At 60.6% G+C, this 21,855-nt stretch carries 17 protein-coding genes; 9 read left to right on the top strand and 8 right to left on the bottom strand.

Annotation, left to right across the window (positions count from 1 at the left end):
- Positions 1-84 precede the first annotated feature (84 nt).
- The 5 genes from U4Z31_RS24010 to U4Z31_RS23990 all read left to right on the top strand — a co-directional run bounded on the left by U4Z31_RS24010 (position 85) and on the right by U4Z31_RS23990 (position 6,796).
- The gene (locus U4Z31_RS24010; protein ID WP_321811545.1) at positions 85-2,307 is read left to right on the top strand and encodes a glycosyltransferase; all 2,223 of its coding nucleotides are present in this window, start codon (positions 85-87) and stop codon (positions 2,305-2,307) included.
- A 29-nt stretch (positions 2,308-2,336) separates the two neighbouring features.
- On the top strand, positions 2,337-3,419 hold the full coding sequence (locus U4Z31_RS24005) for a glycosyltransferase family 4 protein (RefSeq protein WP_185500340.1): 1,083 nt from the start codon (positions 2,337-2,339) through the stop codon (positions 3,417-3,419).
- A 73-nt stretch (positions 3,420-3,492) separates the two neighbouring features.
- On the top strand, positions 3,493-5,556 hold the full coding sequence (locus U4Z31_RS24000) for an acyltransferase family protein (RefSeq protein WP_124529035.1): 2,064 nt from the start codon (positions 3,493-3,495) through the stop codon (positions 5,554-5,556).
- A gap of 95 nt (positions 5,557-5,651) precedes the next feature.
- Positions 5,652-6,014, top strand: coding sequence for an acyltransferase family protein (locus tag U4Z31_RS23995; RefSeq protein ID WP_124573010.1), 363 nt, complete (start codon positions 5,652-5,654; stop codon positions 6,012-6,014).
- A 368-nt stretch (positions 6,015-6,382) separates the two neighbouring features.
- The gene (locus tag U4Z31_RS23990; protein WP_321811544.1) at positions 6,383-6,796 is read left to right on the top strand and encodes a hypothetical protein; all 414 of its coding nucleotides are present in this window, start codon (positions 6,383-6,385) and stop codon (positions 6,794-6,796) included.
- 56 nt (positions 6,797-6,852) lie between these two features.
- Here the strand turns inward: U4Z31_RS23990 and U4Z31_RS23985 are convergent, their stop codons facing one another.
- From U4Z31_RS23985 to U4Z31_RS23975, 3 genes are all read right to left on the bottom strand, one after another.
- Positions 6,853-7,725: a Stf0 family sulfotransferase gene (locus U4Z31_RS23985; protein ID WP_321811543.1), complete on the bottom strand. Its 873-nt coding sequence runs from the start codon at positions 7,723-7,725 to the stop codon at positions 6,853-6,855.
- 75 nt (positions 7,726-7,800) lie between these two features.
- Positions 7,801-8,865, bottom strand: coding sequence for a glycosyltransferase (locus U4Z31_RS23980; protein ID WP_321811581.1), 1,065 nt, complete (start codon positions 8,863-8,865; stop codon positions 7,801-7,803).
- A gap of 121 nt (positions 8,866-8,986) precedes the next feature.
- Positions 8,987-10,435 carry a mannose-1-phosphate guanylyltransferase/mannose-6-phosphate isomerase gene (locus U4Z31_RS23975; protein WP_124529045.1) on the bottom strand — a complete coding sequence of 483 codons (1,449 nt, stop codon included), beginning with the start codon at positions 10,433-10,435 and terminating at the stop codon, positions 8,987-8,989.
- A gap of 575 nt (positions 10,436-11,010) precedes the next feature.
- Here U4Z31_RS23975 and U4Z31_RS23970 point away from each other — a divergent pair.
- Genes U4Z31_RS23970 through U4Z31_RS23955 form a run of 4 tightly spaced genes read left to right on the top strand, consistent with a single transcriptional unit; the run spans position 11,011 to position 16,127 of the window.
- Positions 11,011-12,195, top strand: coding sequence for a glycosyltransferase family 4 protein (locus U4Z31_RS23970; RefSeq protein WP_124529047.1), 1,185 nt, complete (start codon positions 11,011-11,013; stop codon positions 12,193-12,195).
- Positions 12,196-12,244: 49 nt separating this feature from the next.
- Positions 12,245-13,210 carry an NAD-dependent epimerase/dehydratase family protein gene (locus tag U4Z31_RS23965; RefSeq protein WP_321811542.1) on the top strand — a complete coding sequence of 322 codons (966 nt, stop codon included), beginning with the start codon at positions 12,245-12,247 and terminating at the stop codon, positions 13,208-13,210.
- 4 nt (positions 13,211-13,214) lie between these two features.
- On the top strand, positions 13,215-14,231 hold the full coding sequence (locus tag U4Z31_RS23960) for an MraY family glycosyltransferase (protein ID WP_124573000.1): 1,017 nt from the start codon (positions 13,215-13,217) through the stop codon (positions 14,229-14,231).
- 12 nt (positions 14,232-14,243) lie between these two features.
- Entirely contained in the window at positions 14,244-16,127 is a 1,884-nt protein-coding gene (locus tag U4Z31_RS23955; RefSeq protein ID WP_044846278.1) for a polysaccharide biosynthesis protein, read from the top strand.
- Positions 16,128-16,209: 82 nt separating this feature from the next.
- Here the strand turns inward: U4Z31_RS23955 and U4Z31_RS23950 are convergent, their stop codons facing one another.
- The 5 genes from U4Z31_RS23950 to U4Z31_RS23930 are packed head-to-tail and all read right to left on the bottom strand — an operon-like array spanning position 16,210 to position 21,638.
- Positions 16,210-17,316, bottom strand: a complete 1,107-nt coding sequence (locus U4Z31_RS23950; protein ID WP_044846277.1) for an MraY family glycosyltransferase — start codon at positions 17,314-17,316, stop codon at positions 16,210-16,212.
- 27 nt (positions 17,317-17,343) lie between these two features.
- Positions 17,344-18,366, bottom strand: a complete 1,023-nt coding sequence (galE, locus tag U4Z31_RS23945) for a UDP-glucose 4-epimerase GalE (protein WP_044846276.1) — start codon at positions 18,364-18,366, stop codon at positions 17,344-17,346.
- Between the two features lie 14 nt (positions 18,367-18,380).
- The gene (locus U4Z31_RS23940; protein ID WP_124488763.1) at positions 18,381-19,517 is read right to left on the bottom strand and encodes a glycosyltransferase family 4 protein; all 1,137 of its coding nucleotides are present in this window, start codon (positions 19,515-19,517) and stop codon (positions 18,381-18,383) included.
- Positions 19,518-19,560: 43 nt separating this feature from the next.
- Complete coding sequence (locus tag U4Z31_RS23935) at positions 19,561-20,385, bottom strand: glycosyltransferase (protein ID WP_321811541.1); 825 nt, start codon at positions 20,383-20,385, stop codon at positions 19,561-19,563.
- Positions 20,382-21,638, bottom strand: a complete 1,257-nt coding sequence (locus U4Z31_RS23930) for an oligosaccharide flippase family protein (protein WP_124893603.1) — start codon at positions 21,636-21,638, stop codon at positions 20,382-20,384. Before U4Z31_RS23930 ends, U4Z31_RS23935 begins: the two co-directional genes overlap by 4 nt.
- Between the last annotated feature and the right edge of the window lie 217 nt (positions 21,639-21,855).

Here is a 21,855-nt window from a genome sequence, read left to right as displayed (position 1 = left end):
GCATACCGAACCACCGAATGTGCGAGCGACGCCGCTTTGTCGAGTATCACCATCAAACACTGTACCGAAATATCGAGGTAACCCATGTTGAGCTTTTCGATTGTCATAAATACGCTCAATCGTGCCGCATTGTTGCAGAAGACGTTAGAGAGTTTTCGCTGGATTCGGTACGCTGGTGACTTCGAAGTCATCGTAGTGAACGGGCCGTCGACTGATGGGTCGGCGGACGTGATTTCGTCCTGGTCGTCGTTCATCCGCGCCGGGACGTGTCCGGTCGCGAACCTGTCGGTTTCTCGAAACGTCGGCATCTGCATGGCCGAAGGTGACGTCGTTGCCTTTATCGATGACGATGCGATCCCGGAGCCGGAATGGCTCACACAACTCGCGGCAGCTTACGACTCTCCAGAAATCGGCGGTGCGGGTGGGCTCGTGTTCGATCAGACGGGTTACACATTCCAGTATGAGTACAGTACCGCCAATCGCTTGGGAAATTCGAACTGGGCCGCAAAGAAGAGTGCCGAGCATCTGTGCTTTCCGGGATCCTATGAATTTCCTTACCTTCAGGGGACAAACGCATCATTTCGTCGGTCAGCCCTGATGGAGGTGGGCGGCTTCGACGAGGAGATCGAGTACTACCTCGATGAAACGGAGCTGTGCTGCCGATTGGTCGACGCCGGATACGTCATTCGTCAGTTGTCGAACGCGTACGTGCACCATAAATTTGCGCCGAGCCATGTTCGCGACGATCACAAGATCACGCGTTACCGGTATCCGGTGATCAAGAACAAGATCTATTTTTCGCTCAAGCACGCACGCAAATATCTGCCGCTGGACGAGATCTTCGACGACAACCGGAAGTTTTCGCAAGGGCACCAAAACGATATTCGCTTCCATATAGACGGCGGCCGTCTTGACAAGTCGGAACTCGACAAATTCAAGGAGGAGAATGCCCGCGCCTGGGATACCGGCGTTGAACATGGATTGAACGGGCACGCGGAACTGATCACCGCCGAAAAGAAGGCACGTGTCGCTGGCGAATTCAAGAAATTCCAGACATTCGGTGATTCGAGTCAGGACGCAATTGTGTTGATCGCACGCGATTATCCGCCGGCGCAAGCAGGTGGAATTGCCACGTTCAACAAGGATCTTGCCGAAGGGCTCGGCTCGGAAGGCCGAATCGTTCACGTGATTACACAGAGCCCGGATTTCAATCGTGTCGATTTCGAAAATGGGGCGTGGATTCACCGTATCGTAACGAAAGAGATGGGGCGTTCCAGCGATGCCGTCGAGAGGAATATTCCCGCCCACATCTGGAACTGGTCGGCAACGGCGCTCGAGGAAGTCGAGCGCATTGCGTCGCATCGCAAGATCGGCGTGGTCGAAGCGCCGATCTGGGACTGCGAGGGATGCGCATTCCTGTTCGACGGTCGTTGGCCGGTAGTGACGAGTTTGCACACGACGCTGCACTTCTGGATTCAGACGCATCCCGAGTACGCCGCCGATGCCGCGTGGATGAAGTCGTTCGGCAAGCCGATGCTCGCGCTGGAGCAGGAAATGATGACTCGCGTAAACGCGGTTCGCGCCAATAGTCGGGCGATCGTGACCGAGATCGAGGCAGCGTACGGATTCAAATTCGATCAACAGAAGACGATCGTCGTGCCGCACGGCCTTGCGGCAAATGCGCCCACATCGAAGGGGAAGCCTACGTCAAACCCCGATGTTGTCACGCTGCTGTTTGTCGGTCGACTTGAGCCGCGCAAAGGCATTGACGTGTTATTGGAGGCGCTTCCGGATGTACTCGCAGAAACACCGAACCTGAAGGTGCGGGTGATCGGTGATGACACGCTGCCGGGTCCGACCGGACGTCCCTTCAAGGACGTTTTTATCGATTCGGATGCTGGGCGCAAGTGGGGCGATCGTTTGTCGTTCGAGGGCCGTGTGCCGGATGAGGTGGTGCGCGCGGCTTATGCCGAATGCGACGTCTTTATCGCCCCGAGTCGATTCGAATCGTTTGGTCTCGTGTTCCTCGAGGCCATGCGCGAAGGAAAGCCTGTGATCGGATGCGCCGCGGGCGGGATGCCAGAGGTGGTTTCGCACGATGTCAACGGATTACTAGTGACACCAGGTGACGCGAAGTCGCTGGCGCAAGCAATTCGGCGGCTTGTCGACTCGTCCGAACTGCGTGAGCGTATGGGGGCTGCCGGAAAACGCCTGTTCGCGGAGCGGTTTACGGCAACGCGTATGGCATCCGAGAGTTCGGCACTTTATTCGCTTGCGATCAACAACCACCTCAATTCGGTTGCGTAATGAAAGTCTCATACGTGAACGGAATTTGCGTGAAGAACGACGCAATTTCCAACAGCATCCGTGACGAAGTACGCGCTTTGCGCAAGAGCGGTGTCGACGACGTTCGCTTGTACGCGTACGCATGCGAGTATGAAGACATTCCGTCGACGGTGGTGTCTGACGTCAGGGATATTGCGTTCGATCCGCATTTTCTGGCGAGTGATGTCGTCATCTTTCACTTCGGCATCTACTATCCGCTGTTCGATCTGTTGTCGATCGTTCCGGCGAACGCACGACGTCTGGTGGTGTTTCATAATGTCACGCCGCGGGAGTTCGTCAAACCGGAAAGTCGTGCACTGATCGACCAGTCCTTTTCGCAGATGTCGAATATTGCGTGGGCCGATCACGTCATCTGCGTGAGCGATACGAATCTCGAGGTGCTCCGCAAGGCCGGTATCAACACGCCTGCCACGGTGTTGCCACTTGCAATTCACTCGATGTCGCACCCTCCATCGAGAAAGCCGAGCGTTGTGGATAACATCGTACGCATCGCGTTCATCGGCAGGTTCGTGAAGTCGAAAGGGCCGCATGAGTTGCTGATGGCGCTCAGCAACGTATTGGCATCGAACCCGACATGCGGACTCAAAGTCGATATGGTCGGCAATCTGTTGTTTTCGGATCCTGAACTTCTGGCGCAGATCGAGACGATCATTGCCGCGCTGGTGCGACAGTATGGCCGACGCGTCGACGTTAACATTCATGGCAACGCTTCGGAAGAGCAGAAGCACGAGATCCTGCAGGATGCCGATTTGTTCGTCTTGCCGACGTATCACGAAGGATTCGGAGTACCGATTGTCGAGGCGATCTCCAACGGATGCTATGTCATCGCCTACGACAACTCCAACGTACCGTCGGTGACGAACGGCTTCGGTCGACTCGTCGACACGGGCTGCATTAACAGTCTTTCCGCAGAGCTTGCTCAAGCAGTGGAGAAAGTCACGTCGGCTGCATGGCGCGGTCAGGGTGGCGAGAGTTATGAGACGTTTGTCAGACATGCGACCCGGTATGCTGAGCAGTTTTCGCCGAGCAGGGTAGCAAGGAATTTCGTCAATCTCGTAAGCAAGATCCAATAATTCAAGGCGGCCTGCCTGTGTGGGATGTCGCTCGGGCAGTGATAAAGGCGTCCAATTTTTAAGATAACTAGCAATGGCGAGTGCGAAGACAGCCTATTTTCCATATATCGACGGCCTACGTGCATTGGCGGTATTGTCCGTCATGCTTTTCCACCTGAACGCCCATTGGCTTCCTGGTGGATTTTCCGGGGTCGATATCTTTTTCGTGATCTCCGGATTCGTCGTCAGTTCCTCGGTCGCGAATCTCGGTTCGATCTCGATCGGGCGATTTCTGCTGTTGTTCTATGCACGGCGGATGCGGCGAATTTTGCCTGCACTGATCGTCGTGTTGCTGGTGACGGGACTCGTTTCCGCATTGTTCATCCCGTCGTCGTATCTGAGTGATAAGAGCCAAAAGACCGGTCTCTATGCATTCTTCGGCCTGAGTAACTTCATTTTGGGCTCGGTCGGCAACGACTATTTTTCTCCGACCGCTGAATTCAACCCATACACGCACACTTGGTCGCTTGGCGTTGAGGAGCAGTTCTATCTGGCCTTTCCGTTTTTGTTCTGGGCTTGGCTCGCCCGAAAGAACTGGCGACATCTGTCGGTCATTCTGATTGCTGCGGCGTTCGGTGCGTCATTCGTGTGGGGGCACTGGCTCGGGCAGGCGAATCAAACGCAAGCGTTCTATTTCATTTTCGGTCGATTCTGGGAGCTGGCCGCTGGCGTTTTGCTGTACCAATGTTTCGCGCTCTCCGGGTTCATCACGAATGAATCGACTCGAGCGCCTGCTACCGCGGGCGTCAAGATAGGGGCATGGATCTCATTAGCGACGGTGATGGCCGGACTCGTGATTTCGAAGTCAGATCATTATCCGTTTCCAGGCGCGATCGTTCCAGTAATCGGCACGGTCGGCCTGCTGGGATTTTTGTATCGTCGCGAGCATGCGGGTTTCATCTCGACGGTACTTGAAAGTGGTCCGGCTCGTTTTGTGGGGCGAATTTCCTATTCGCTCTATTTGTGGCACTGGCCAGTTTACGTCGTGTTGCGCTGGACGGCGGGGCTTGAGTCGCCGCTCGCGATCGTTTGCGCCATTGTGCTGACGTTCGCGTTGGCGATGGCGTCATACCGATTCATTGAGGAACCGTTCCGACATGGATTGTCGGCAGCCCGAATTCCCCGCCTCGTCATCGTGGGATGTGGACTTTGCCTGATGATTGGTGGCGCAGGGCTGTCGTCAATGATGGCTGAAGCTCAACCCAAGTTTTCCTTGAGCACCGTGACTAGACACGGAGACGATTGGTATCCGTATGGAACCGACACGAGTCCCGCTTTCCCCGGTTGTCATACCGACGTCGCGCCTCAGGACGTGCAAGGCGGGCAGCTCTGGGTCTATTCGCGTAAAAACTGCGATCTGCCGGCGAGGAGTTCGCATCGGGTCTTCGTAATCGGTGACTCTCATGCGATGGCCTATTCGGGAATGTTCAAGCAATTCGTGGTGCAAACAGGTGTAACGGTTTACGCTTACAACAATGCCGGTTGTCCGTTCCTTAGTTTGCAGCCGTGGCGCGAGGACGGAAACCCGGTCTGCCATCAGTACGGCGATTCGGCGTTGAAGGATATGCTGGCGAAGCTGCAGCCTGGTGACGTGGTTTTCCTGCCCTCATTGCGTTTGCCCCGAATGATCGATCAATGGGCTTATTTTGGCGATGAGACTGCGCGGAATCAGTTGTTTGGTGACGAGGCAGTCAAAGGCCGAACTCGATCAGTCGAAGAGGCCATTCCGATACTGCAGGATATAGAGAAGCGTGGTGGCAAAGTTGTGCTGGAAGCGCCAAAGCCGATTTTCCGTATGGTTCCATATCGTTGCTCGGATTGGTTCAATCGGCACAATCCGATTTGTGAGCGCGGTCCGTTGATCAGTCGTAGTGAAATCGATGAAATGCGAGCTCCGATTCTGAAATCGTATGAGCAGATGGAAGCGAAGGTGCCGAATGTATATACTTGGGATCCGCTGCCGATGCTGTGTTCGGATAAGGCGTGTTCAGCATATGACGGCAGAAGACCCCTGTTCTTCGACGGAGACCACATTAGCGGATATGGCAACTTGCGCGTACTACCGGGCTTCGAATCGCTAATGTTGAAGTTGTTGTAATAGGTTCGAGTCGGCAAATTTGGGTCGTGCGTCACGCGTATCGCAGATATTTGCGATACGCGTGACGTGGCGGTAAAGGGTGATCGACGGAAATCATGGCCACTGTTCCGGAGCACGGAGTTCGAATCCCCCGCCTTGCTGAGATCAATGGGCTGCGCGGAATCGCCATTCTTGCGGTTGTCTGGCATCGCTTGAGTTTTGTGCTTGTGCCGACGCCGCCGCGCCTTTGGGGTACGCCTACTGAGCTGGTACTATGGAATGGTTGGATGGGCGTGAACCTATTCTTCATCCTTTCGGGTTTCGTGCTCTATTTGCCGTATGCGGCCGGTAAACGGAGCTTCACCGGGCGCGAAGATGTTGCTCAGTTCTACAGGCATCGCTTCCTTCGCCTGATGCCAATGTATTCTGGTCGTGGTGGCGACGTTCGCTCTGAGCGGACAATTCGTCAATGCAAATGAACGGGCGATCCGTGAGATCGTCCGGTGCCTGACCTTTACGTTCCCGCTTTTTCCGGATACGTACTCGCCATCTTCGAATTGAGCGCTCCGGTCCATCGGAACGGAAGTGCTGTTCAGCCTGATATTTCCACTCCTGGTCGCGATTGCAGAGCGGATCGGCTTGACGCGACTGCTTGGCTTTGCAATTGTTTTCTCATTGTGCGTCAGGCTGCTCCGGAGAATTTACTACCCGGTATTCTTCGGACCGGACTGGATCATCGACGCACTTCTCATTGGCCGACTCGATGAGTTCGTTATCGGCATGTGGCTTGCGCGCTCTTATGTGATCGGACAATGGTCGCGGCGTTCTGCCTCTTGTTGCGACGGCGTTGCTGGTTGTGGCAACTTGCGGTTTTACCGGGTGCTTCGACAAACGGATTCCGGCGGAATGGACGGCCGTCCTGAACAACGTGCTCGATATCGCGTCGGCGTTGTTTATCGTCACTGCGCTGAGCGACGGGTCGCTGCTCGCAAGGTTATTGCGTTCCCGTGTGTTGCAGGTGTTCGGCATGGGATGCTATAGCGTCTATCTCTGGCATCTGCCCGTACTGCGCGCGTTGCAGATCGATCTCGGCGGGGCGGGGGCGATACGCATCGTCTGCTTCATTGGGGCGATGGTATTTCTTTCCGCGATGACGTATCGTTTCGTGGAGTTCAGGACCGTCAATTCGTGGCGGCAGCTCTTTCTTGCTGAGCCGCGCGAAGACCGAATGCGCTCGATGATCAGGGGCGCAGGAGGATGAACTCAGGTAGCTATTGTGTTGATTGCAGGGTACCTGCGTGTCGGCAGATATCTCGCTTATTTGGGATCCTCGGTTCGCCATCGTTGGTTGCCGAAGAAATCGACCCAGCGCTCTAGGCCGGCGCCGAGCATTGCACGATTATCACGCCGTCCGATGTTGAGAAAATCTTTAGTAAAGCGCTCACGAATATCTCGATAAACGTCGCTCATTCGGTCGGATATTTTATCCAGGCCTCCGCTGCGGCTCAAATGGGCGCTGGTTATCTCGTGCGCGGGAGCGTTGAGATGATCGGCCATCGCCGTAAGGAACTTGGACGGCGAAGCTATTAGTGATTCGTACGTCATCCGCAGCGGTTGGATGCCGGTCTTGTCGAAATACGCGTCCCAGTTAGCTTCATGTGATAAAAGCATCATCAGCTTCGTCAGGATCGCGAAGAAGTCGTATCGAACTTCCGGCGGAGATGTGCCTGAATCACTGCCTGCCGGCATGTGCCATACACCGGTTTCGTCCGCAATGTAGAGGGATACGGCTTGCTTGATCGAATTTTCTCGCCGGATATAAACCCAGCGATGGTTGGGCAGGATGTCGTCCAGCGTTGCGTAGCCGTCAACGCTGCTTGCCAACCAGTCATCGAGGTGCGCACGATGATCGTGCATGATCTTTGAACCGAAAATACCATTGGCACTTCGATCGAGCACCAGCGTTTCAAAATTTTCTTCGAAGCGTTCCCCAGGTGTTACACCAAATGGAGACTGTTCGGAGTAGGGATACTGGAAGTACTCGGTCGGTCGTCCAATGCCGGCGCCGGTCAATGCATTGGACAAGACGGTACTGCCGCAGCGAGGGGTAAATGCGATCGTAAAGGTTCTGTTTATGCCGGCTTGTTCCAGCCGGCTCAGGAGCGTTGTTTTATCAATGCGCTGCGACATCGTTTGCTTGCAAGGGAATTGATTGGCCTGAGGCGATTCGGCCGCGCTGGTGTCTCCGCCGTCGCCGTCGCACCCTTACCGGGACAATTGATGGTAAAGATCGACGTAGCGATCGACCATCTGTCCGGCGGTTAGATTTTGCTCGAATCGCTGGCGTGCATGTTTACCAAGTGTTGCAGCCAGGTCGGAATCGTTCCACAGGGTGGTCATTGCAGCGCGCAGGGCGGCGGGATCGTTCGGGGGAACAACCAGTCCCGTCTTGCCCGCGACATTCACATACGAGGTACCCGTGCCAATCTCGGTGGAAACCAACGCTTTGCCGAACATTGCTCCTTCGACTAGCGAGATGCCGAATGCCTCGGCACGGAGGTGCGACGGAAACGTGAGCCCGTGGCACATACTCAGAAGGGCAACCTTGTCTTCGTCGGGCACCGCGCCGACGAATATCGCGCGGTCACCCAGCCCGAGGCGTGCGGCTTGGGCCTTGAGCTCGCTCTCGACTGGCCCGGCTCCGACGATTACCACCTTCATCGACGTATTGACGAGCGCATCCAACAGGATGTGCAGGCCTTTGTAGTAGCGCAAATTGCCGACGAACAGGAAGAATTTTGAACCTACCCGGTTGTGCCAATAGGCCACTCGCTCTGGGTCGACCGTAGGGTAGCGAGTTTCATCGAGACCGATCGGAATGACGTCAACCTTGTCCTTGAATTGACGCAATACGGGGCTTGTCTCGAGGTAGTTTGGCGATGTCGCCACGATTCGATCGACGTCGCGCAGAAAGAGGCGCTGCAGTGGCTTGTAAGCCTGAAGCAGAACCTTCTGCCGCGTGATGTCGGCATGGTACGTGACGACAGACGGCTTCCGACAACGCGTGGCGAAATGGACGACATCCATGAAGGGCCACGGAAAGTGGTAATGGATGACATCGGCCCGTCGGGCAAGTTCGGCAAAGCGCTGGAATGCCGCAATCGAGAATGGAGAGGACGCAATCTGGACGTTCACCTTGGCTCGATGGTGAACATGGTCGCCAAAGTCGACGGAAGTCGTGTCCGTGCTAACGGTCAGGACTTCACTGGTGATTCCATGCTTGCTAGCGCCCGAGCATACCTGGCCGATTAGTTCTTCTACCCCTCCCATCGAGTCCGGGCGGTAGGTCTTGTAGAAATGTAAAACGTGCATATCGCTTCAGGTCACCAAAGGAGCGCAAACGGCAGGGGGCGATATCGTATCGCCCCCTTGAGTATTGCGCCGCTTGGCGTCAGGTTGCAGGCGCCCGTCCGTAGACGTCCTCGAAGCGGACGATATCGTCTTCCCCGAGATATTCTCCGCACTGCACTTCAATGAGTACGAGGTCGACGACACCCGGATTGATCAGCCGATGTTTGTGCCCAGCGGGAATGTATGTCGACTCGTTCGGTTGTAGCGAAATGACGCGTTCACCGTTGACGACGTCTGCACATCCGCGCACGACGATCCAGTGTTCGCTGCGATGATGGTGCATCTGCAACGACAACGACGCCCCGGGCTTGACGACGATGCGCTTCATCTTGAAGCGATCACCTTCTTCGAGCACCGTATAAGTGCCCCACGGACGATGAACTGTCCGATGGATTCGATACGCGTCGTGATTCGATTGCTTCAACTGCGCGACGATTTGCTTGACGTCCTGCGCGCGGTCGCGCCGGGCGATCAACAGTGCGTCGGGGGTGTCCACGACCACGAGATCCTCGACACCCACGGCACCGATCATCCGGTCTTCGGAACGGAAATAGCAGTTCGACGTATCGTGCAGAAGGGCGGCACCTTCAATCCGGTTGCCTTGATCGTCGGGCTGGGTCAGGTCGCTGATGGCGAGCCAGGAGCCGATGTCGCTCCAGCCGATGTCGCACGGCACGACTGCCGCCTTCTTCGTGCGCTCCATCACGGCGTAGTCGATCGAGATGTCCTTTGCCGTTTCGAATGCTGTGCGCGTGAGTTCCACGACGTAATCCTCGCCGATCGAGGTCCAGCTTCCGTCGGGAACGGCTTGCTTGACCGGCTCGGCAACGTCGATCGCCAGCGTTTCCATTTCGTCGAGCATCGTCTGGGCGGCGAAACAGAAAATGCCCGCATTCCACGCATGCTGACCGTCAGTCGCAAGCTTTGCAGCCACTTCGGCGTTCGGTTTCTCGACGAAGCTGACGATGTCGCAAGCGTCAGTTTCTTCACGCGTGCCGCGGTCGTACTGGATATAGCCGAAGCCCGTTTCAGCGCGGGTCGGCTTCACGCCGAACGCCACCACCTTGCCGGCATTGGCTGCGTCCGATGCCTTCTGGACTGCCGCATTGAACGCTGCGAGATCGTTGATCAAATGGTCCGCCGGCATGACGAGCATGACCGCTTCCGGACCATGGCGCTCACGCACGACCAGCGCAGCGGCTTCGATCGCTGCCGCGGTATTGCGCGAAACCGGTTCGAGTACGAACCCCATCTTCACACCGTCGTGGCGAATTTCAGTGCATTCGTCCTTGGTCAGGAAGTATGTATCGCGATTCGTGACGAAGACGATTTCCTCGACGCCTGGAATGCCGCACGCGCGAAGGTAAGTCTTTTGCAGTAATGATTGACCGTCCGCCAGCTTGAGCAGGGGTTTCGGAAACGCTTCGCGCGATACCGGCCAAAGGCGGGTGCCCGCGCCACCGCAGATGATGATGGGAACAATGCTCATGTGAACTTAAGCGGCAGGAATCTATGGTGCAATGGACGATTGTAGCCGAGATTCCGCTAGCTCCCGCCCCATCCGACGCATTAGGTTACAAACTTTTTGTGGTTCGCCGACGGGGGCGAGTCCTGTACCAGCCCCACCGGGGCTGCACCGGACTGCTTCGGCGGCTTCTGGGTTGGCATCGATCCGGGATGCACGGGCTCGCACCATCATTGACTACATTTGGCGACATAATCGCGCCCTTTTCGAGCCTGAACCCGCGCCGCACGTAAGCGCGCTGTCCGTGTCGGAGGAACTGGGGCGGCGTCGTGCAGTAGGTCGCAGTGGTGAGGTGCGCAAGGTGATTGTCGGGCACGCTTTCATGACAGGCGGAGTGTTAAGCTATTGCCCCCGTCCGTGGCTGCTATTGCTTCACATGACGTCCGTATTCCGTGGGTTTCGTTCCCACTCGGCACAATTCGTTGCGGGTGCGGCACGACGAGGATCTCGCAATCGAAGCAAAAGCGCGCAGCGATCGATGTTTAACTGCCGCCTCTGGCAAACCTCAAACAGTCTCCAATCAGTCGTTAGTGGACCGCATGAAGCTCGTTTTTGATCTGAATTCGCTGCGACCTCCGAGAAGCGGTGTCGGTTACTACACCCAGCATTTGCTGGAAGGACTGCGAACGCAACGGGATATCGAAGCTCTGGCAGGATGGATCGGTCCGAAAGTATACGAGGACGACAGCCTTAGCGAATTGATGTGCGATCAATCCGCGCTGAAAAAGGCGGCTCGGCTGACCCGCGGGCCGGTAGCGTCAGCAGTTCGTGCGGCGCGGAATGTTCCAGGAGTCTATGAGGCCCGCACATTGCTCAGAGGGTTTGCTTCGGCGCGGCCGCGCGATGAGTTTGCAGCTCGCGGTTATATCTATCATGAGACAAATTTCATCGCGTCCCGCTATCGCGGACCGACCGTCGTTACGATTCATGATCTATCGCATCGTCGCCATCCGGAATTTCATCCCAAAGCCGCCGTTAAATACGTAGACGATGGACTACCTCGGACTCTGGAGCAGGCGCGGGCCGTGATTGCAGTGAGCCACTACACGAAGCAGGCCATTCATGAGATCTACGGTTTGCCGGACGACAAGGTGATCGCGATCCATCTTGGCGTGGAGCCCTGTTTTAGGCCTCGGGGCGAGGAAGAATGCGAGTCGGTGCTATCGCGTTCTGGATTGCGCTACCAGGGCTTCGTGCTATCGGTATGCACACTTCAGCCCCGGAAGAACCTGCGCCGTCTCGTGGAGGCGTTCTCGCGCTTGCCGGTTGCGGTCCGCCAGGCGTTTCCCCTCGTGTTGATCGGCGCCGAGGGTTGGATGAATTCGGAGCTGATGCGGGAAATCGAACCGTTGGCCATGCGCGGTCAATTGATCGCACCCGGATATGTGTCCCGCAACGATCTCGTGCAGTTGTTCGCATCCGCGGCGGTATTTGCGTACCCTTCGCTTTACGAGGGATTTGGTCTGCCGGTGGCGGAAGCGATGGCGAGCGGCGTGCCCGTGCTGACCTCGAACGTCACCTCGTTACCCGAGGTGGCTGGAGGAGCGGCATGGGAGGTCGATCCGTATGCTGTTGACGCGATCGCGGATGGCCTTGAACGCACGCTGGACAATGAGTCACTGCGTGGCGAACTGGTTGCGAAAGGCTTGCGCCGGGCAGCCGACTTTACGTGGTCCGCAACGGTCGAGAAAACGTGCGACGTGTACCGTTCGGTGGCGGCGTGAATACTGCAACAGCGCGACATGCAGTCGTGCCGTTCATTGGAAGGTATGCGTGATGCGAATTGCGATCAGCGGTGCAAACGGATTCGTGGGTCGCGCCGTCAGTTTACGTGCCAACGCACACGGCAATCACGTGATCGGGCTGGTGCGTCGGCCCGGTGTGTGCGAGTCCTACGTTCATGAGTGTGTGATTGGCGACGACAACTTTGCCGGTGTTGCGAATGGTTTCCCTGGGCTCGACCGTTGCGATGTCGTTATTCACCTAGCCGCCCGCGTCCATGTTATGCGGGATCGAGTTGCGAACCCGCTTGCTGCCTTCAGGGCGGTAAATGTCGAAGGGTCCTTGAACGTCGCAAGGGCGGCATTGCGAGCTGGTGCTCGCCGCTTGGTATTGGTAAGCAGTATCAAGGCGCTGGGAGAGGGGGAGCCGGGACGGCCGTGGCGCGAGGACGACGAGGCGATGCCGACAGATCCGTATGGCATGTCAAAACTCGAGGCTGAACTGGCGATCCGGGAATTCGGGCAAACGCAAGGTCTTGAAGTCGTCGTTGTGCGACCGCCCCTCGTCTATGGCCCAGGCGTCGGCGCCAATTTTCTGGGGCTGATGAAAGCGGTCGACATGGCGATTCCGCTTCCGCTGGCGAGCGTCACCGCTCGCCGCAGTCTCGTGTATGTCGAAAATCTGGCCGACAGCCTGCTTCGATGCGCAAGCGATCCACGCGCTGCCGGTGAGTGCTTTCATATCGCCGATGACGACGCTCTTTCCATCGTGGAGCTATTGCGCGCGCTCGGCGATGTGCTCGGCAGGCCGACGAGGCTGTTTCCAGTGCCGGTTGCGGCGTTGCATGCACTTGGCAAACTGACTGGTCGACATGCTGCTGTCGACCGTCTAACGGGTAGCTTGCGGCTCGATACCGCCCACGTGAAACGCACGTTGGACTGGCAACCTCCGTTCACGACGCAGCAGGGACTTGAAGCGACCGCTACATGGTATCGTTCGCGCGGTACCCAAATATAAACACATGCTTCTCGCAACTCCCTCATGGATCACTGCAGCTGCGGTGACGTTCGCCGCCGTACTTGCGTCCACGGCCATCCTGCGCATGCTGCTCGCGACCGGCCTCGCGTGGCGCCTTGCCACCGACATTCCGAACGACCGTTCGCTCCATACGCTGCCGACGCCGCGCGTCGGCGGATGGGGCATCGTACCGGTCTGCGTCGTTGCGCTGCTCGCGCTGGCGCCGCACTTGTGGCTGATCGCCGTCGCCGCCGCCGGACTCGCCGCGATGTCGCAGATCGACGACCGGCGCGGGCTGCCCGCCCGCGTGCGGTTCTCGGCGCACCTCGCGGCGGTCGTCGCGCTGATCGCCGTGTTCCCGGCCGACGCACCGTGGTGGCTGCTGGTCGGCATCGGCTTCGCGATGGTGTGGCTGACGAACCTGTACAACTTCATGGACGGCGCCGACGGCCTCGCGGGCGGCATGGCGCTGTTCGGCTTCGGCGCATATGCGGTCGCGGCGCTGACCGGCCCGATGCCGTCACCGGATCTGGCCGTGGCCGGCTCGGCTGTCGCCGGCGCCGCGCTCGGCTTTCTGCTGCTGAACTTCCATCCGGCCCGGCTGTTTCTCGGCGATGCGGGTTCGATTCCGCTCGGATTCCTGGCTGGTGCGCTCGGCTATTGGGGCTGGCGGGCCGGCGTCTGGCCGATCTGGTTCCCGGCGCTGGTGTTCGCGCCCTTTATTGCCGACGCATCTGTAACACTTTTGAGACGTCTGTTACGTGGCGAAAAGTTCTGGCAAGCGCACCGGGAGCATTATTATCAAAGGATGGTCCGGGCGGGCGTAGGTCACCGCCGGACCGCTCTTTATTGGTACCTCATCATGCTCGCGGGCATAATCGTCGCCGTGTGGGCAAAGGGCCGCCCGGAACTGCAGCAGTGGCTGTCGTTCTTCGCGTGGTACGGCGTCCTGGCATGTATCGGACTGGTAATCGACATGCGCTGGCGCCGGTTTCAGTCGGCCGCCGAAAATAACTCTTGAGGTTTCCTGCCGATGTTGCGATCCAAAGCATCATGGCTTTCGCTGAGCGCTTTCCTGTTTGACCTGACGGCGGTCACCGCCGCGTGGTTGTTCGCCTATCTCGTCCGATTCAACGGCAGCGTTCCGTCCGATTTCATGGGCGGCGCGCTGACGGCGCTCGTCTGGGTGCTGCCGGTCTACGCGCTGATGTTTCACGTATTCGGCCTGTATCGCGGCCTGTGGGTGTTCGCGAGCCTTCCGGACCTGGTTCGGATTTCGAAGGCGGTGATTGGCGGCGGCGTGATCGTGATGATCGGCGCCGTGATGTTCCAGCCGTCGCCGATCATCCCGCGTTCGGTGTTGCTCGTGTCGCCGCTGATGCTGTTCCTCGCGATGGGCGGCGCCCGCGCGCTGTACCGCGCAACGAAGGAGTTCTACCTGTACGGCGGGCTCGTCGGGCAGGGCAAGCCGGTGCTCGTGCTCGGCGCCGGCACGGCCGGCGCGAGCCTCGCGCGCGAACTGTCGCGTTCGGGGGAATGGCGTCTCGTGGGCCTCCTCGACGACGATCCGACCAAGCAGGGGCGCGAGATCTACGGCTACAAGGTGCTCGGCTCGTTCAACGACCTGAAGCACTGGACCGATGCGATGAAGGTCGAATACGCGATCATCGCGATTCCGTCGGCATCCGTTGAAACACAGCGCCGCGTTGCGACATTGTGCGTGCGCGCCGGAGTGAAGGCGATGGTGCTGCCATCGCTGACCGCGCTGATGCCGGGGCAGGGGTTCCTGTCGCAGGTGCGCAATATCGATCTCGAGGACTTGCTCGGACGCGATGCCGTCACGATCGACACGCCGCACGTCGAGGCGCTGCTGCGCGGCCGCGTCGTGATGGTAACCGGCGCGGGCGGTTCGATCGGTTCCGAGCTGTGCCGGCAGATCCTACGTTTCAAGCCGGCGCAACTGGTCGCGTTCGATCTCTCCGAATATGCGATGTACCGGCTCGCCGAGGAACTGCGCGAGCGCTTCCCCGACCAGCCTGTCGTACCGATCATCGGCGACGCGAAGGATTCGCTGCTGCTCGACCAGGTGATGTCGCGCTATGCGCCGCATATCGTTTTCCACGCGGCCGCGTACAAGCACGTGCCGCTGATGGAGGAGCACAACGCGTGGCAGGCGCTGCGCAACAACGTGCTGGGCACCTATCGCGTCGCCCGCTCGGCGATCCGCCACAACGTGCGCCATTTCGTGCTGATTTCGACCGACAAGGCCGTCAATCCGACCAATGTGATGGGCGCGAGCAAGCGGCTCGCGGAGATGGCGTGCCAGGCGTTGCAGCAGACGAGCGAAGGCACGCAGTTCGAGACGGTGCGTTTCGGCAACGTGCTCGGCAGCGCCGGCAGCGTGATCCCGAAGTTCCAGCAGCAGATCGCGAAGGGCGGCCCGGTGACGGTCACGCATCCCGAGATCACACGCTTCTTCATGACGATTCCTGAAGCGTCGCAACTCGTGCTGCAGGCGTCGAGCATGGGGCACGGCGGCGAGATCTTCATTCTCGACATGGGCGAGCCGGTCAAGATCGTGGATCTCGCGCGCGATCTGATCCGTCTCTACGGCTTCTCGGAAGGGCAGATCCGGATCGAATTCACGGGGCTGCGTCCGGGCGAGAAACTCTACGAGGAACTGCTCGCGGACGACGAGACGACCACGCGCACGCCGCATCCGAAGCTGCGGATTGCACGTGCGCGGGAAGTGCCGGACCATCTGCTTGACGAGCTGTTGCCGTGGCTGATGCAGCACCGCGTGCTGAGCGACGACGAGGTGCGTCGGGATCTGCGGCGCTGGGTGCCGGAATATCAGACGACCGTCGCCCCGGTGCTGCAGAGCGTGCCGATGGCGCGAGCCGTATCGAACGAATGAGCGCCCGCGGACGCCGCCCACGTTGGCCCCGAGCATGAAAAAAGCGCCCCGCGAGGCGCTTTTTTCGTTTTGGGTGCTGGACTCACTGCCCGCGTCTTTCCTTTCTCACCACCATCCACCGCGGCACCTTGAACCTGACGATGCTGAGATAAAGCCACACATACGTCAGCGCGAACAGCACGACAAAAACGAACAGGTGCACCGTGTGCCGCCAGAACAGCGTCGCCGGAATCACCGCAACGAGGCACAGCAGCCAAAGATAAGGCGACGTCAGCGAATTGCGCCGCGTGAGGTCGTGCGCATGCTTCGTCCCGACGGCCCAGCGCATCAGCCGCTTGTACACGAGCATATGAAGATGCACGCCGTCCGGAATCCCCGGCGACATCCCGCGGATGAACTTCTTCCGGTAGATCGAGAAACACGTCTCGAAGATCGGATACATGAACAGCAGCACCGGATACCACGCCGACACTTCGCGATTGCGCATCACGAGCATGATCGCGAGTTCGGCGAGCATGAAGCCGATGAAATACGCGCCGCCGTCGCCGAGGAAGATCAGCCCCGCAGGGAAATTCCACAGGAAGAAGCCGAGCACGGCGCCCATCATGATGATCGACGCCGACATCACGACCGGGTCGTTGACGTGGAATGCGACATACGCAAGCGACGCGAACATCATGAAGCTGACCATCGACGCGAGGCCGTTGAAGCCGTCGATGATGTTGATCGCGTTGGCCAGCGCCGCGACCGCGAGCACCGTGATGAACGCCGAAATGGCCACGTAGCCGAGCAGGAAGTCGAGCGGCGGCACGCTGATCCGCTTGACCGCGATGCCCAGCAGCCAGAACGCCAGCGCGGCCGCGCCCATCGTGCAGAGCAGCCGCGCGCGCGGCGACACGCGCTTGGTCAGGTCCTCGACGAGGCCCGACAGGAACGCCGGCATCCCGCACGCGACGATCCCGAGAATGCTGCCGGCGATCGTCGGATAGCGCCGCGACACGAGTAGCGCGGCAATGACGACCCCGGCGAGGATCCCGATGCCCCCGACACGCGGCACCGGCCGTACGTGGAATTTCTGCACGCCGGCCAGGTCGCTGTCGACCGAGAATTTCTCGTGCAGATGTGCATAGCGCACGATGAACAACGTGACGAGCAGGGAGACGATGAAGCCGGACGCGAAGCTGAGCATGGGATCGCTCGAAAAATGGACAGCGGATTATACAAAACCGCGGGGGTTCCCCTCCTGCCATTTCCAGTGGTCGGCGCACATCTCGTCGATCCCGAGCGTTGCGCGCCAGCCGATGAGGTCGGCCGCAGCCTGCGGATTCGCGTAGCACTCGGCGATGTCGCCCGGGCGGCGCGCGACGAGTTCATACGGCACCGGGCGGCCCGACGCCTTCTCGAACGCGCGCACGACTTCCAGCACGCTGTAGCCCTGGCCCGTGCCGAGGTTCACGACGAAGCTCGCATCGCGCTTCGCGAGCGCGTCGAGCGCGGCGATGTGCCCCTTCGCGAGATCGACGACGTGGATGTAGTCGCGCACGCCGGTGCCGTCCGGCGTCGGGTAGTCGGAGCCGAACACGCGCAGCTTCTCGAGCTTGCCGACCGCGACCTGCGCGACGTACGGCATCAGGTTGTTCGGGATGCCGGCCGGATCCTCGCCAATCAGCCCGCTCGCATGCGCGCCGACCGGGTTGAAGTAGCGCAGCGTCGCGATGCGCCACGACGGGTCCGATACCTCGAGATCGCGCAGGACCTGCTCGGCGATCAGCTTCGACTGGCCGTACGGGTTGGTGGCCGACAACGGGAACGATTCGTCGATCGGCGAGCGCTCCGGCACGCCGTACACGGTCGCCGACGAGCTGAACACGAACTGCCGGACGTTGCGCTCGCGCATGATCTTGAGCACCGAGAGCAGCCCGCCAAGGTTGTTCTGGTAATACTCGAGCGGCTTCGCGACCGATTCGCCGACCGCCTTGAGCGCCGCGAAATGGATCGTGCCCGTGATCGGATGCGCGTCGAACACCTTCGCGAGCGCGGCTTCGTCGCACACGTCGACCTGGTGGAACGCGGGCGTCCTGCCGGTGATCCGCTCGATGCGCCGGACGGACTCGGCCTTGCTGTTGACGAGGTTGTCGACGATCACGACATCGTAGCCGTTGTCGAGCAGCTCGACGGCCGTATGCGAGCCGATATAGCCCGCACCGCCGGTAACGAGGATGGTGCCTTTAGCGGTCATGCTGATGCGCTCCTTCAGAGTGTGATGCCGGTCAATGTATGAATGGTCTGCCGGTAGCGTTCGACGACCTGCTGCTCGTCGAATTCCGCGCTCACCTTGCGGCGGCCGCACGCGCCCATCGCGTCGCGTCCGGCGGTCCCGAGTTCGATCATGCGGATCAGCTGCTCCGCGAGGCTCGCACTGTCGCGCACGCGGCACAGGAAGCCGGTTTCTCCGTCGGCGACGACGTCGCGGCAACCCGGCACGTCGGTCGCGACGATCGGGCGGCCCATCGCGGACGCCTCCATCAGCGTGCGCGGCACGCCCTCGCGGTACGACGGCAGCACGACGCAGTCGGCCGCCGCGATGTGCGGGCGCACGTCGTGCGCCTCGCCAAGATACTCGACGACGCCTTCGCCGACCCACGCGTCGACGTCCGCGCGGCCGATCGCGCTCGGATTGTCGACGCCGAGCGGCCCGAGCAGCTGGAAGCGCGCGTCCGGGTAGCGATCCCGTACGACGCGCGCGGCCTCGACGTATTCGCGCACGCCCTTGTCCCACAGCAGCCGGCCGATCAGGATGAACACGGGGCCACGGCCGGCGGGCAGCGGCACCGGCGCGAACTGGTCGAGATCGACGCCTTCGCCGTGCAGCAGCCGCGCGCGCTCGGGGTGCGCGAGCAGCTGCTCGTCGGTGAAGGTCGCGAGATCGTCGCGGTTCAGGAACCAGACTTCACGCGGAAAGCGGAACGCGAACCGGTACAGGCGCTTCGCGACGCTCGCCGCACGGCTTTTCTGGATGAACACATAGCCGAGGCCGGTCGTGACCGCGATCGACGGCACGCGCGCGAGCCACGCGGCGATCGACCCGTAGATGTTCGGCTTGATCGTGTAATGGAACACGAGATCGGGCTCGAGCGCGCGGTAATGGCGCACCAGCGCGGCAAGCGTGCCGAGATCCTCGCGCGGGCTCGTGCCTTTCGACGCGACGGCGAGCGCGACGTAGCGGCAGCCCATCTGCTCGAGCAGCGGCACCGTGCGGTCGTGCGGCGCGATCACGATGACCTCGGCGCCGCGCGCGACGAGCGCACGGATCAGCCCGTGGCGGTACGTGTAGATCGCCCAGGCCGTGTTGCAGACGAGCGCGATGCGCAGCGAGGAGGTAGCGGACATGAAAAAAAGCAAAAAATAAAGCGTCGAAAATGCCGGAGGCGGGCTACGCGGACGGCCGCGCCGCGAACAGCGTCTGCTTGATCCGCTGCAGCGTACGGTACGGCGTAACAAAATGCAGCAGGTTCTTGGCGAGGCCGGCCCAGTCGTACGGGTTCAGCACGTTGAAGTGCCGCAGCAGCAGCGATAGCGTCGATATCAGCTGGCGGCGGCGCTTGGTCGCGCTGATCCCGCCCTCGTTGAGCTCGTAGTAGAGGCCGAGCTCGGGCAGGTTCGCGCAATCGTAGCGTTGCATTAACCGTAAAAAAAGATCGAGATCCTCGGCCGCGCGATATTTCGCGCGGTAATTGCCGACTTCGCGCACGGCGTCGATGCGCAGCATGACTGACGGATGCACGAGCGGCGAGCGCAGGAAGCGCGTGCGGCGCAGCGTGCGCGGGTCGGCGGGCGGCGTCAGCATGAAGCGCGGCTCGCCGGCACGTGACACGACCTGGGTCCACATGCCGACGCAGGCCACGCGCGGGTGCGCATCGAGATACGCGCGCTGCTTCGAGAGGCGCCGCGGCGCGGCGAGGTCGCCGGCGTCGATGCGGGCCGCGAAGCGGAAGCCGCGCGCCGCGAGCGCGTCGATGCCGGCCTCGAGCGCGCGCTCGATGCCGCCGTTGCGCGGCATGCGCAGCACCTCGACCGCAAGGCCGGGCAGGTCGGGCGCCACGATCGGCGGCGTGCTGCCGTCATCGACGATCAGCACGTGCACCGGCGCGTCCTCGCGAAACGACGCGAGGGTGCGCACGACGTCGTCGTGGCCGTTGTAGGCCGGCATCAGCACGGCCACATCGTCGAGCGGGGGCGGGCAATCGGGAGACGTCATGGGCGCAGCTTGAAACGAATGTAATAAAAATTAACGGCGGCGGCGGCGACATAGCCGGCCGCCAGCCCGACGAGCGCGCCGTACAGGCCGAGCCGGGGGATGGCGAACACGTTGACGAGCGCGGCGATCGCGAGCGCGAGCACCCATTTCGCCAGCAACACGAATTTTGCTTGATATTTGAGAACGATAAGATTGCCTATCGCCTCGATGCCGGCCGGCACGGACAGCCAGACGGCCCAGCGGAAGATGTCGACCGACGCCTCGTAACCGCGGCCGAACACCTTGCCGACGATGAGCGGCGCGGCCGCGTCCAGCACCAGCGCACCGGCCGTCATCAGGCCGGCGGTCATCGCGATCAGCCGGACGATGTTGCGGCGCAGCCGCGCGACGTCCTGCACGCGGTACACGAACGCGGGCGCGATGGTCTGCGCGAGCATCAGCGCGAGCGTGATCCAGTTCTCGTTGAGCTGCTGGGCCGCCGAGTAGCGGCCGAGGTCGGCGAACGACACGTGACGCTCGAGCATCAGGCGGTCGAGCTTCAGGAACAGGTACATGCAGATCAGGCCGAGCCAGAACACGGTGCCGGCGGTGGCAAAGTGCCTGAACAGCGGTTTGTCGAACGTCCAGCCGAGCGCGCCGCCGTTACGATGGCGGAAGTAGAGCAGCAGCGCGAAGCCGATCACGGCGGCCTCCAGCGCCCACAGCCACGCGAAGCGGGCAGGGCCGGCGGCCGCGCGGACCAGCAGCCAGACGAGCAGCGCCTTCGCCAGCGCGGTGAGCATGCTGGTCACGAGCTGCGGCTTGCTGTAGGTCAGGCTCTGCAGCCACGCGTTGATCACGCCGACGAACGGCTCGCGGAACACCATCGTGACCGCGAGGCCCGCGAGCATCGCGCCGACGAGCGGGTCGAACGCGCCGGCGCCGATCGCGATCCAGGTCGCGACGAGCGCGACGGCGGACACGCCGATGCGCAGCACGAAGGCGCTGCCAAGCACCGCGCCGAGCTGCGCGGGCGGGCGCTGGACGATGGTCGGAACCAGGATTTCGGCGCCGCACACCCAGGTGAGCGGCGCCAGTACGAGGAGAAGCGTATTCGCATACTGCCATTTGCCGAACACGTCCGGCCCGAAATAACGGGCCAGAAGACCGCTGATCGCGATCGCGACGCCGATCTGCGTGAGCCGTTCGAGCCCCAGCCAGACGAGATTCGCGACGGCCTTCGCGACGTCCGGGTTGCCGAATCGCTTCAGCATGCGGGGCAGCCGCGCGAGCGGAAGGCGGCCGGCAGGGCGCCCGAAGGCGGCGGGTTGGCGGCGGCGGAGCGGCTAGGCATTAAAATGGACAAAATACGCGTCATCAAAACCCGCGATTATAAGTGGGATCGGGGCCGCTCCAGCCGTCCCGTTCCTTGTTCCGCAAGGCCCGCATGTACGATGGCCGGCATGCGCGAAAGGCGGCCAGATTATTTTC

Source organism: Burkholderia sp. BCC1985 (assembly GCF_905339915.1).
Classification (GTDB): domain Bacteria; phylum Pseudomonadota; class Gammaproteobacteria; order Burkholderiales; family Burkholderiaceae; genus Burkholderia.
Note: the sequence above shows the minus strand (reverse complement) of the source record. Positions and strands in the feature narration are given on the sequence as shown.